Consider the following 12,502-nt stretch of genomic DNA (forward strand, 5'->3'; position numbering starts at 1 on the left):
AGTGCAGGGAAAAAAATTATCATTATGCATGATTGTCAAAGATGAGGAGCCTTGGATTGGTCGTTGTCTTACAAGTGTAAAGGACATTGTTGATGAAATGATTGTGGTAGATACCGGATCAACGGATCGGACTCCGGACATTGCTCGCTCATTAGGAGCGGGCGTTTATTGTTTTCCTTGGACTGGAGATTTTTCGGAAGCAAGGAATTTTGGACTCGAAAAGGCTTCTGGGGACTGGATCCTTTGGCTCGATGCTGATGAAGAAGTAGATGCTGGGGACGCGCATAAATTAAGGCAAGTGCTAGAACATGAGAACAGCAGCCTCGCTTTTATTGAATTGATTAACTTTTATGGCGAATCTCCACCCGATCTATCCAGAGTATACCGGATTGCTCACCATCGTCTGTTTCGTAATGGTCTAGGATTGAAATTCAATGGAGCTATTCACGAACGATTAAATGTAGACGAGATACCCGGAAGTACCGATGAAGTCATGCAGCTCGATGTTAAAGTGTACCATTACGGATATATGGATCAGGTGACTCAGGGCAAGTCGAAGTATGAACGTAATCTAACGATGTTACTGAAAGCGGTGGAAGAGCCGGATCCAGACCCCTGGGTCTTTTACCATTTAGCGAGCGAGTATTATCGGGTTGGTCAATACACAGAAACGTTTGAGTATATTAATCAATCTATCATTCAGTTCTTGCGTAATAACTTAGCCCCACCATCGATGTTATATAAAATGAAATATTCTTCTTTACTTGCAACAGGGAGCTATGATGGAGCATGGCCAGCCATAGATAAGGCAATCTCCATGTATCCTGATTATGTCGATCTTCATTTCTATAAAGGTGTGATACTTCTGCAAAAAGAGATGGTCCAAGAGGCGATACCTGTCTTTCAACACTGTCTAGAATTAGGGGAAGATAACCTTGATTATCTCACGCTGAGGGGAGTAGGTTCGTTTCAGGCGTGGTTTTATCTTGGTCAATGTTACGAGAAGGAAGGACAGCTTGAGCAAGCAACAGATGCTTACCGTAAGGTATTGTCGCTATCTCCTGATCATCCTGAAGCCCAACAGGCGTATACGAAAGTTCAAGATAAAATACGTGAGAAACATACGAAAGTGGAAGAGAGTAGAATTACGATCAGTTTATGCATGATTGTCCGACAAGAAGAGGATACGCTTGGAAGACTACTGGAATCGGTGAAGGATATCGTAGATGAGATTAATATTGTAGATACCGGTTCAACAGATAAGACGAAAGAAGTAGCACGTCAATATACCGATAGGGTGTTTGATTTTAAGTGGATCGATGATTTCTCGGCTGCTCGAAACTATTCGTTCTCTAAAGCAACGAAGCAGTATGTACTCTGGCTCGATGCAGATGATGTACTGACAGAACAGGATATCGAACGGTTTAAACACCTGAAACAGACGATGCCTATAGTAGATCGGGTAACCATGACTTACAATCTCGGGTTTGATGCGGAAGGAAGAGTCACAACTAGCTTACGACGAAACCGCCTCGTACGAAGGGAATGTAACTTTCAATGGATAGGGGCTGTACATGAGTATTTGGCTGTAGGCGGAACTTTTTTAGATAGTGATGTGTGTATCACCCACCATAAAGAAAAAGTATACACAGATCGTAATCTTCAAATTTATCGTAAGCGACAAAAGGCAGGAGAGAAGTTCTCGACAAGAGATCTGTATTACTTCGCTAATGAATTAAGAGATCATGGCTTTCATGAAGAAGCAGCCTCATATTACGAGAAGATGCTGGATACCGGGGAAGGCTGGATTGAAGATAATATTCAGGCTTGCCTCAAATTAGCCGGATGTTATTCGAAGATTGGTAATGAACGAAAGAGGTTTGAGGCGTTGACCAGAGCCTTAAGTTATGAAATCCCTCGTCCTGAGGTTTCTTGTGCAATCGGGGAATATTTTTTTGGGGAGAAGAGGTATTCGATTGCGATCTTCTGGTATCAACAAGCCACTGAAATTACTCCACCGAGTACGATGGGCATAACGAACCGGAATGCTGCAACATGGTACCCTCATCTTCAATTGTGTTTATGTTATGACCGACTTGGCGATTACAGAAAAGCTTTCGAGCATAATGAGCAGGCGCTAAGGTTTAATCCAACGCATCAAAGCATGCTGTACAACCGCAATTATTTTCGTGATACGCATCAATTAGTGCCCGAAGAGTCAGCTGATTAAAGAGGAGGCTTAGGCCAAGTGAATAGAACAAGTATTATCATATTGACCCATAATTTAATGATGTTAACTCGTCTTTGTCTCGATAGCATTAGGCACAACACGGATGAACCTTATGAAATCATCGTAGTAGATAATGGGTCGTCGGATGGTACCGTATCTTATTTACTTGGCCAGCCTGATATAACTTTGATTCGGAATGAACATAATTTAGGATTTGCAAAAGGCTGTAACCAGGGATTAGCGGCAGCGACTGGTGACACCATTCTGTTCTTGAACAACGATACAATCGTAACGCCAGGATGGTTGTCTCGTATGCTTCGATCCCTTTATAGCCATGACCACATCGGTATGGTAGGACCGGTAAGTAATCATGTGAGTGGACATCAGCAAATCGATGTCCATTATAAAAGTCTGGATGAAATCAATGACTTCTCCGCTAGGCATGGCGCACAGTTTGCTGGTGTCTCTATGGATACGAGGCGGGTCGTAGGCTTTTGTATGCTTGTTAAGCGTGAAGTGCTTGAGGAAGTTGGGGGTTTTGATGAACAGTATGGATTAGGTAACTATGAGGATGATGATCTATGTTTGCGCGTTATTTACAGTGGTTACCGAATCCGAATTGTATATGATTCATTTATTCACCATTTTGGTCATATGACGATGGCAACCTTACAAGAATCCAGTTTAAGTGAATTGCTTGTCCTAAATAGGGAAAAAGCTAGTCAGAAATGGGGGAGTGAGATTCATGAACTCCTTTACAAAGAGGCAGCAACATTAACAATTGTTGTTCCTCTTAGAGACCGTACGGTGGCATCGCATTTTCAGAACATGATACATAGCGTAGGACTTATTGCGGATGAATGGATTGTGATTGACTACAGTGGAGTTGGGGAGGACGAAGCAACGCCTTTGGATTCCAGTAAACCGATCAAGTTAATACAAATGAAGAGCGAAGAAGAATTGTTATGGCCACATATTTGTAGTACAGCCACGCAGCACTACCTACTCTGGATCAGTCCAGAGGAGATAGTTACGGATCTTGATGTAAGAAGAATACATGGTCTAAAAATACAACTGGATGACACCGTTGATGGCGTGTCAGTTCTGTTTGAACAGGGTGGTGGGTTGTCCATTGTTAGACGGGTACGGATTGTGCGCCGTGAGACCGAATTCGATTGGAATGCAGCAACTCAAGAATTTGTGATGCGACCTTCTGCTGTAGTTAGAAAAGGGGATATTACAGTTAGGTCACAACGTCCCCTGGCGTTATAGACTGTTGTAATCATACGGTACTATGGATTACTCATGCTCACATTCATCGCAGCATTCTGGATCTTCGCAGGAGGAATGATCACAATCAGGTTCACAATGATGTCCGCAATCTTCAATTAGTGAAATAATTCGATCTAACTTACTAAGGCTCAAGTACTGCTCCATGTTCACATCTTCAATTAGATGGGAGACGGCATGATTAAACCGGATATAATCTTTGGTTTTTACACAGTGATTATGATTAGCAAAGTGAACAAAAGATTGAATTTTCTCAGCTTCTGCATTAAGGATATGGGAAATGGCGAGTTCACTCATAGCAAGGGAACTGAGCAGGAGAGAAAGGGTCTCCTTTTTGGTAAGCGAAATTATGGGGGTTATATTTGGAATGGATGGTTGAGACATGTATAGACCTCCTAAATGTTATTAAACTTTGTTTACTTTTTAACTGTATGTCTAGGAGAGATTGTCTCATGATTACAAATATATCCAAGTCAAAAAATATACCAGCATGATCCTTCTGATTTGTGCATATGTTTAACTTGGAAATAGCTTGATCTTATATCCGTAAGCTCGTCATCAATAAATGAGCAGAGGTGATTGAAATGAAATTTGAATCCATTCCTGAAAATCTGCTCGATGAGATACAAAAGTATGCCAGCATCGATGCATTCAGGGAATTGGTTAAAGCCGTAGCTTTGGAAGAAGCCGCAATCGCTCGATTCATTCAAGCGGAGGCTAACAAAATTGAAGCTTTTACCGGAAAGGGTAATTTGTTTCCAACATCACCAACCAATCAGCAGATTACCGATTTTCAGAATGCGGTAGGGAGAGTGCTTGAGGCGCTAAATGAGAAACAGAAACTTCTTATTCGAATGATGGAATTGAGTAGGCGATTAACCACACGGGATGTGGATCAAGATGGATAAATCCAATACAAAGTATGCCGGGAATATGATTGAAGAGGAAATGAAAGTGATACAATCCGCGACTTTAGCGATTATGAGTATGCACCAATTGATTCGATCCACGCAGCGTCTGTCTATTCGAACTCAGCATCAGGCTGCCTTATTATTAGATAGTACGAAGGAATTGGCTGCACAGCGCTACAATGCTTATCTGCTGGCGGCTGACTTGAGGGAGCGCCGAATGAAGGTGAAGCGGGTCTCTTATAAAGTGGAGGCTATATCTAATAAAGTGAAGATATTTAACCCTAATTCAATTGTTACAATAAGAAAAAACAAGCAGCGCTGATAAACAGTCGCTGCTTGTTTTTTTGTAGTTTGTTACGTGATGTTGACACCTGCACTTGCATATCCAGCAATTGTAGTTGCTAAAGCAATTCCTGTAGTAGTTACAGAGAATACCATGAGAAGACGTGATTGCGCCGGAACAGGTACATTAATACCAGTTGTGATGCCGAAAATACTTTGCCCTATGGTTAAAAGACCCGTTAGGGTTGGTAATGGTACGATAGCACTGGCAATTGGAGTGAAAATATTATTAGGTGCTGTAGAAATATAAAGTTGTGCAGTAATATTTGCGTTGCCCAAGAGTGTGAGAGCAGCAGTTATGCTGAAGTATGCAGAAACGGACGTGATCGTTCCGGCTCTAGGCACGGAGAATGCAAAGTTTAAGAGGGTTCCGGCGGCTCCAGTCAAATCAATAGTTGCTCCGGTAAGAGCGACGCCAGCAACAGAGTTTCCGAATCCAATGAGCCCTGTAGTTCCGGCTAAACCTCCGACTAATGTTGTTAAAGCAACTGGAAGTCCAGACGCGAACGGAATGATTGCACCTGCTCCATCTTCTCCATCTTCGCCGGTAGCCCCAGTAGCCCCAGTAGCCCCAGTAGCCCCAGTAGCCCCAGTAGCGCCCGTAGCCCCAGTAGCGCCAGTAGCCCCAGTAGCGCCAGTAGCCCCAGTAGCGCCAGTAGCCCCAGTAGCGCCAGTAGCCCCAGTAGCGCCAGTAGCCCCAGTAGCGCCCGTAGCACCAGTAGCGCCGGTAGCACCAGTAGCGCCTGTATCCCCAGTAGCCCCAGTAGCACCTGTAGCTCCAGTAGCCCCAGTAGCACCGGTAGCTCCAGTGTCACCCGTAGCCCCAGTAGCGCCAGTAGCACCTGTATCCCCAGTAGCCCCAGTAGCACCTGTAGCTCCAGTAGCCCCAGTAGCACCCGTAGCTCCAGTGTCACCCGTAGCGCCCGTAGCACCTGTAGCACCCGTAGCACCTGTAGCTCCAGTAGCCCCAGTGGCACCAGTAGCCCCAGTAGCTCCAGTAGCTCCAGTAGCCCCAGTAGCACCCGTAGCTCCAGTGTCACCCGTAGCGCCCGTAGCACCTGTAGCACCCGTAGCACCTGTAGCTCCAGTAGCCCCAGTGGCACCAGTAGCTCCAGTAGCCCCAGCATCACCAGTAGCTCCAGTAGCTCCGGTAGCCCCAGTAGCCCCAGTAGCGCCAGTAGCCCCAGTAGCTCCGGTAGCCCCAGTAGCGCCCGTAGCCCCAGCATCACCAGTAGCCCCAGTAGCTCCAGTAGCTCCAGTGGCGCCGGTAGCCCCAGTAGCCCCAGTAGCCCCAGTAGCACCTGTAGCTCCAGTAGCCCCAGTGTCGCCAGTAGCCCCAGTAGCACCTGTAGCGCCCGTAGCACCAGAAGCGCCAGTAGCCCCAGCGTCGCCAGTAGCGCCAGTAGCTCCAGTGGCACCGGTAGCGCCAGTAGCCCCAGCATCGCCAGTAGCGCCCGTAGCGCCAGTAGCGCCAGTAGCACCTGGATCTCCAGTAGCTCCAGTAGCCCCAGTCGGACCAGTAGGACCTCCTGGAGGTCCAGTTGGCCCTGTAGGACCGGTAGGACCAAATAGAACAGAAGCACCTAATGCACTATCCAATTTGGATTGAAGGAACAGTTGGTTTTTGACTGTAGAGTCGAGCGTGGCACGAACACTTTGGTTAATAGCGAGTAGGTCGCTAATTGTTGCTGGGGGTCCAGTTAACCCCGGAAGTGTACCTAAAACGTATTGCAGTTTCTCTCCTTCAGCGTTTAGTATATGGCTTAATCCTAATTCCTCAAGAGCTATGGAGGATAGGATTAGATTAATAGCGTCTTCTCTAGTGACTGTAATAGTAGGAGTAATATTAGGAAGATTTGCTTGAGACATAGAACCGCTCCTTTCTATCAGGGATTTAACAACATTGTATTCATCGTAAGAGCAAGGGTTCGGTTAAATGTACTAGGCAAAAGCACAATTGCAGGAGGAGACAGGATTCTCATATCTAAATTCTAAGTAAAAAGATCATAAGAATGATAATGAACTATAGACATAAGGATGTTAGAATAGAAAAATATGGACTAATAAATATACAGCATGATAAATGAGGTATGTCACGTGGAAAGCTCATACATAGATTTAACGGATGAAGAGATTATACGGGAATCCAAACGAAAATGTAGAGACAGGGGGATGGCACCAGATCAGGTGCCGATACTCACTGATCGTTTTACTCAAGAACAACTAGTGGCAAGACAGAAGCTATATATGGACTGCATAGAGGTTATTCACTTCTTCGTGGAGAAGTTTCTGGCGTCTGTATCCGATTCTTCAATCATCATTTCAGTTACGGATTACCAAGGTTATATCCTCGAGGTCATGGGAAGTTCTTCTATTATAAATGAGGTGAAAGGGCTTGGTATTGAACCGGGGGTACGATTCAATGATGATGCTGGAACGAACTCCATGGATTTATGTCTTCGCAGTCAGCGCCCCTTCCAATTAATCGGCCCGGATCATTATCACGATTTTCTTCAGCAACTGGCTTGTTACTCAGCTCCGTTCTATTGTCAAGGCGAGAAAACGGTTGCAGGCACGATATCGATCATGACAGACATGGAGACAGCCCATCCTCACCTTATGTTAATACTGCGTACGATTGCTGACTCCGTAGAGCGAGAATTAATGCTTCGTAAGCAGAATAGCCAGCTTCACATTTTGAATCAAATGCTCTTGGATACGAATTATTACGGTGTAATGATTACAGATGTAGAAGGCAAGATTGTTCAAATCAATGATATCTGTATGAATATATTAAGTCTTAACTCAGAGGATAAAGATGCTTACCTTGGTTCTTCCGTATTCGCTATTCATGAAGTGGGTTGTTATTTCAGCCACGTCATTGAACATCAGACTCAGTGCATAGGTGAAGAGATACTGATAACGGACAATGGAAATGTGCGCTACTATATCCTTGATGTACTTCCTGTATATAATCATTACGGTGTCTTGACCCGAGTTGCGGGAAGCCTGCGTGACATTACCGAGATGAAGAACACGGAGGAAGTGCTAAGGAATACAGAGAAATTAGTCTTTGCGGGCCAGATTGCGGTCAGTATTGCACATGAGGTGCGGAATCCTTTAACTACGGTAAAAGGCATGCTCCAGCTGTCCAATCAGGATGCGAATCTGCGTCATTATAAATTAATCATGTCTGAGATTGAGCGAATGAACCTGATCGTTGGGGAATTTTTGATTCTTGGTAAACCGCAGGCTATTCATTTCAAGCAAGAACAGTGTGACACCATATTAAGAGAGGTATTGAGTGTATTTGGAATTCAGGCTGCACTTAATCACGTAGTGATTCGGACAGAGTGTGTCCAAAGTCCGGTGATTACATGTGATCGGAATCAGATCAAACAGATTTTTTTGAATATATTGAAGAACTCGATAGAAGCACTCCCTTTTGGCGGCAATATTGATATCATACTGTATGAAGAACGCGGTTATCAGGTTATATCCTTCGTAGATAATGGATCAGGCATGACAGAAGAAGTGCTGCAGCGGATTGGTGAGCCATTCCATACGACGAAGTCGGAGGGCAATGGGCTGGGTATGATGATCGTTCAGAAAATCCTGAATACCCATAAGGGTCATATGCTTATCTCAAGTACAGTAGGGGAAGGTACGACTGTAAAAATACATCTCCCACTGAACTGAAAAACAAACGCCAGCTTACCTAAGCTGGCGTTTGTTTTATATAAAGGCCGTCTCACACTTTGAATTCGGCATGGGCAATATGCGATTGTTCAACTTGTATGGTGGTGTGTTGTATCTTAAATTTCTCTTCGATCAACGTTATTGCCTGTTGAAGTACTTGCTGACTATCCACATGATCCTCAATGACGAGATGACAGCTCAGGGAGTCGAGTCCGGAGGTGATGGTCCAGATGTGCAGATCATGGACATTTGTAACACCGTCAATATTCTTCAGGGTTTGAGTCACTTGCTGCTGATCTATCGTAGCTGGTGTACCTTCCATGAGTACGTGAATGGTCGTTTTGATCACATTCCATGCTCCCTTCAAGATGAGCAGGGCAACAAAGACGCTGACGATTGGATCGGCAATATACCACCCGAACGCCCACATGAGAAGTCCAGCTACAATGGCTCCGACAGAGCCTAGAGCATCTCCGATAACATGAAGATATGCACTACGGACATTAATATTGGAATGGATATCACTCTTCCGAGTTAAGGACCATGCGCTGAGAAGATTAGCAAGAAGTCCAATGGATGCAATGAGCATCATAGAGCCGCTGGAAACAGTAGGAGGTTCTGTGAACCGCTGGTATGCTTCCCAGCAAATAAATCCGGCAATAATAAAGAGCGAAATTCCGTTGAAAAGCGCGGCTAAAATCTCAAACCGGTAAAATCCATAAGTCTTATTGGGTGAAGCGGGTCTAGTGGCGAACCACATCGCTACCAGACTGAGAACAAGCGCTCCAGCATCACTAAGCATATGTCCAGAATCGGAGAGAAGTGCCAGGCTGTTCGTAATCAGTCCTCCGAAAAATTCCAAAACCATAATGCTTGCAGTAATAACAAGGGCGATGATAAGTCCTTTGGCATTATTCTTGCCTCCAAATCCATGCGTATGCTGATGTCCGTGGTCGTGTCCGTGATGATCATGACGGTGTGAATGACTCATCTTTATTTCCTCCAGACTTATATTTGTATATGATCAATTATTCATATACATTATGTATTACAATTCGGTGGAATGTCAACTCATCATTTTTTGTTCGATTAATGGGGGTTGCGCATGTACTCCTCCGGTGTTTTGCCAACGATGGATTTAAAATCCCTAATGAAATGAGACTGGTCATAGTAACCCAGATCCACAGACAATTTCACAAGATCATCATATGTTTTGTAATCCAATCTCTCAGCTGCATGTTGCAGCCGATACAGCTTGATGACCCATTTGGGGTGTACACCAACATACTGACTGAACATGCGTTGAAGTGATCTTTTGTTTAACTGGGCAAACTCACATATCTGTTCAACGGATGTGAGATCAGGGCTCTGGATAATATGATCTATAATCCGATTGATAAGATTCACCGTATTGTCAGGTGTAGGCAGGCTAGGGAAGAGTAGTTGCTCGATATTCGTTACCATACGCTCCGGTTCTTGTTGTGATAGGACACGTTCCTCTATTAATGTAGGGTCGATATGGAGTACGTCTGCAGTTCCAATGGATTTACCTGTAAGACTAGAAATAGGCTTTCTAAAAAAAGGATAAAATCCCCCTGGCTTAAACTTAATACCAAATACAAAGCCTTTACCCTCCAGATGATGCGAATGAACGCCTTTGGAAACACCATAAATCGCTGTTTTACCAGGCTCTACAACGAGATTGACACAAGGATTAGGAACGACATCCTGATCATGTGGAGGCATCCCAGTTAAGTCCCAATGAATAGTCCAGTAATGCTTAATAAACGGGCGGAATGTTTCGGAAGGATTGTGACGAGTAAGATTGAATTTGCTGCTACCGTTCTCTCTTAGGTTCAGTACGCCCAAGCTGGGTTTGGGTGGATAAGTGGCCATAACCGATTCTCCTAACCTTGTGGTATTGTCGCGTTTTTACAATACTCGCTCTATTTAACAGGATATACTCATCTTATCAACGTAAAAAGAGTCTAGTGAACGTATTCTTTTATGAAAAAGGAGTCGATCTTGTGGAACTGAAGTATGATTTCTATATTAATGCGGATAAGGAGAAAGTGTGGGATACGCTGGTTTCCCCTGAAGGCACACGGAGTTCGTTTTTCGGCTCAGTCCTGAAATCATCCTTTGTGGTTGGTGAGCCGTTCGAGTATGTGGGTCCAGGAGCTGAAGGTGATGATACGGTTCATGTATATGGTACAGTGGTGGCCTATGAGCCCCAGCAGAAGCTGAGTCTTATCGAGCACCCCGGACCTGCTTATCATTCGAATCACGCAGAGCTTGAGTCGAGGATGACATTCATACTGGATATGGTAGGGAATTGTACGAAGCTGACCCTTGTTAATGATCACTTTACAGAGGGGCACCCCTCATATGAAAAAGCAGCTGATGCATGGTGGATGATTCTAAGTAGTATTAAAACGTATGCAGAAACAGGGAAGACGCTTGATTTTGGTTGGTAGAAAAGAATAGTTAATATATAACCACTCCAACGGAACGAAGTTGGAGTGGTTTAGTCATGTCTAGAGGAAGGAAGCTTGCTTAGCTCTCTAATGTTATTCTGGAGTTTCGAGGAGATAGGCCAGTAACCTTTTTGAACATTTTGGAGAACAGGAATGGATCATTATAGCCAACAGATCTAGATATATCACTAATGGATAACTCTTTATTCTTGAGTAGTTCAGCAGCACGATTCATCCGGTATTCAAGCAGGAAATTTTGGAGGGATGAGCCGAATTGAGCCTTAAAAAGTCCAGATAAATAAGTCCTATCGAGACCGACGAAATGTGCGATATCCATCACGCTAATTTTCTGGCTATAGTTGTTCTCGATAAATTCTATCGCTTGATGCACATAGATCTCCTTGGAGACCGAAGGCTTAGATTGGGCTGATGATTCAGGAGAGTATTGAATGAGCTCTGCCATCAGGCGGTAGAGAATGCTTAGACCAAGCACATCTCGCATACGCTCTCTACTGATTTCCATGAGTTCGTCGTGATAGGTTTCAAAGCTGGAAGGGCCCAGCGTTTCTTGTCTATTATCAATTTGGAAGATCGGATGCTCTGAAGACAAATGCGATCTCTGTAGGAGAGACTTAGCATGAAGCCCACGAAATCCGAACCAAGAGTAGATCCACGGGTCTTGTTCATCAGCACGATAGTATACCACTTTACCTGGAGGAATAAGAAATCCTTGCCCTGCCTGCAGATGATAAGTTTCCTCGTTGATAGAAAAGACCCCTCTGCCACTGTGGATGTAATGAATAATGTAACTATCTCGAAGCCCGGGACCCCAGGAGTGGCAAGGAGCACATATTTCTTTGCCGAAGAATAATAGACTCAGGTCCATCTGTCCCTGTGGTACTGAGCTAGCGAGATCCACATGAATGCTTTGCATCTTGAAGCGCACCTCCTGCATGAAGAGCTTGTTAAGCTTTAGCTATATTCTAATATAAAACGGTCAGCGTATGGAGTTAGAAATTTTGTGACGAAGTATGTAGTTGATTACCTAAATCTGCATAAGAGAGGGTTAAAATTCATCCTCATATAGCCGATAAAATGTAATAGGCCTTAGTACTTCATAGGACTTATCCAAGCGCTTTTCAGGTGCATAAACAAGAGAAATACATCAACATTTGGAGAAGGGTAGGAAATCAGAATGAGTCAGCCTTTTAACATCACAATCAATGAGGGAACCAAGACCATGGACATGATGGTGAGTGGTACGTTCACTGCACAAGATTACGAGAATTTTGTAAAGGATTATATCGCCAAAACTTCATCCATCGATGCAACACAGTATTTGCTTGAAGTGGATTGCAGAGCTATGGATTTGCTTACACCAGGAGAAGTGGAAAAATTGCAGGGGTCATTTACAAGATATAAGGAAACCGGATTTCATAAAGTAATCTTTATCGTTACACAGGCTCAGTCCATCATTAAGATGCAATTGGGACGCGTAGCTCGCACTGCAGGGCTTACAAATAGCGAAGTCGTTGTAAAATAAAACTTACTGA

General features: G+C 44.1%; 12 protein-coding genes and 1 pseudogene. 8 read left to right on the forward strand and 5 right to left on the reverse strand.

The window, feature by feature from the left end; translation table 11 throughout:
* Positions 1 to 28: 28 nt before the first annotated feature.
* The 3 genes and pseudogenes from ACK8P5_RS02680 to ACK8P5_RS02690 all read left to right on the forward strand — a co-directional run.
* Positions 29 to 1,081 (forward strand): annotated as a pseudogene (locus ACK8P5_RS02680) (glycosyltransferase); the annotation flags it as partial.
* Positions 1,082 to 1,162: 81 nt separating this feature from the next.
* Positions 1,163 to 2,230, forward strand: a complete 1,068-nt coding sequence (locus ACK8P5_RS02685) for a glycosyltransferase (RefSeq protein ID WP_422661346.1) — start codon at positions 1,163 to 1,165, stop codon at positions 2,228 to 2,230.
* Between the two features lie 18 nt (positions 2,231 to 2,248).
* Positions 2,249 to 3,502 (forward strand): glycosyltransferase family 2 protein, encoded by a 1,254-nt coding sequence (locus ACK8P5_RS02690; protein WP_422659462.1) that lies wholly within the window; start codon positions 2,249 to 2,251, stop codon positions 3,500 to 3,502.
* 27 nt (positions 3,503 to 3,529) lie between these two features.
* On the opposite strand, the gene ACK8P5_RS02695 is transcribed toward ACK8P5_RS02690, so the two are convergent.
* Positions 3,530 to 3,904: a hypothetical protein gene (locus ACK8P5_RS02695; RefSeq protein WP_422659463.1), complete on the reverse strand. Its 375-nt coding sequence runs from the start codon at positions 3,902 to 3,904 to the stop codon at positions 3,530 to 3,532.
* Between the two features lie 200 nt (positions 3,905 to 4,104).
* Between ACK8P5_RS02695 and ACK8P5_RS02700 the strand changes: the two genes are divergently transcribed.
* Both ACK8P5_RS02700 and ACK8P5_RS02705 read left to right on the forward strand, forming a co-directional pair.
* A complete protein-coding gene (locus ACK8P5_RS02700) occupies positions 4,105 to 4,428 on the forward strand; it encodes a hypothetical protein (protein WP_422659464.1) in 324 nt (107 codons plus the stop codon).
* The gene (locus ACK8P5_RS02705; protein WP_422659465.1) at positions 4,421 to 4,753 is read left to right on the forward strand and encodes a hypothetical protein; all 333 of its coding nucleotides are present in this window, start codon (positions 4,421 to 4,423) and stop codon (positions 4,751 to 4,753) included. Before ACK8P5_RS02700 ends, ACK8P5_RS02705 begins: the two co-directional genes overlap by 8 nt.
* A 32-nt stretch (positions 4,754 to 4,785) precedes the next feature.
* Here the strand turns inward: ACK8P5_RS02705 and ACK8P5_RS02710 are convergent, their stop codons facing one another.
* A complete protein-coding gene (locus tag ACK8P5_RS02710; RefSeq protein ID WP_422661347.1) occupies positions 4,786 to 6,642 on the reverse strand; it encodes an exosporium glycoprotein BclB-related protein in 1,857 nt (618 codons plus the stop codon).
* A gap of 228 nt (positions 6,643 to 6,870) precedes the next feature.
* Here ACK8P5_RS02710 and ACK8P5_RS02715 point away from each other — a divergent pair, with 228 nt between their 5' ends.
* Positions 6,871 to 8,472 (forward strand): ATP-binding protein, encoded by a 1,602-nt coding sequence (locus ACK8P5_RS02715; protein WP_422659466.1) that lies wholly within the window; start codon positions 6,871 to 6,873, stop codon positions 8,470 to 8,472.
* Between the two features lie 52 nt (positions 8,473 to 8,524).
* Here ACK8P5_RS02715 and ACK8P5_RS02720 read toward each other — a convergent pair whose 3' ends face one another.
* Both ACK8P5_RS02720 and ACK8P5_RS02725 read right to left on the reverse strand, forming a co-directional pair.
* Positions 8,525 to 9,463 (reverse strand): cation diffusion facilitator family transporter, encoded by a 939-nt coding sequence (locus tag ACK8P5_RS02720; RefSeq protein ID WP_422659467.1) that lies wholly within the window; start codon positions 9,461 to 9,463, stop codon positions 8,525 to 8,527.
* 98 nt (positions 9,464 to 9,561) lie between these two features.
* Complete coding sequence (locus tag ACK8P5_RS02725; protein WP_422659468.1) at positions 9,562 to 10,368, reverse strand: AraC family transcriptional regulator; 807 nt, start codon at positions 10,366 to 10,368, stop codon at positions 9,562 to 9,564.
* Between the two features lie 131 nt (positions 10,369 to 10,499).
* Here ACK8P5_RS02725 and ACK8P5_RS02730 point away from each other — a divergent pair, with 131 nt between their 5' ends.
* Positions 10,500 to 10,949, forward strand: a complete 450-nt coding sequence (locus ACK8P5_RS02730) for an SRPBCC family protein (RefSeq protein WP_422659469.1) — start codon at positions 10,500 to 10,502, stop codon at positions 10,947 to 10,949.
* A gap of 79 nt (positions 10,950 to 11,028) precedes the next feature.
* On the opposite strand, the gene ACK8P5_RS02735 is transcribed toward ACK8P5_RS02730, so the two are convergent.
* Complete coding sequence (locus tag ACK8P5_RS02735) at positions 11,029 to 11,883, reverse strand: AraC family ligand binding domain-containing protein (protein ID WP_422659470.1); 855 nt, start codon at positions 11,881 to 11,883, stop codon at positions 11,029 to 11,031.
* Between the two features lie 261 nt (positions 11,884 to 12,144).
* Here ACK8P5_RS02735 and ACK8P5_RS02740 point away from each other — a divergent pair, with 261 nt between their 5' ends.
* Positions 12,145 to 12,492, forward strand: coding sequence for a hypothetical protein (locus ACK8P5_RS02740; protein ID WP_422659471.1), 348 nt, complete (start codon positions 12,145 to 12,147; stop codon positions 12,490 to 12,492).
* Positions 12,493 to 12,502: the final 10 nt, after the last annotated feature.

The sequence above is a fragment of the Paenibacillus sp. EC2-1 genome (genome assembly GCF_049311625.1).
GTDB lineage: Bacteria > Bacillota > Bacilli > Paenibacillales > Paenibacillaceae > Paenibacillus_AQ.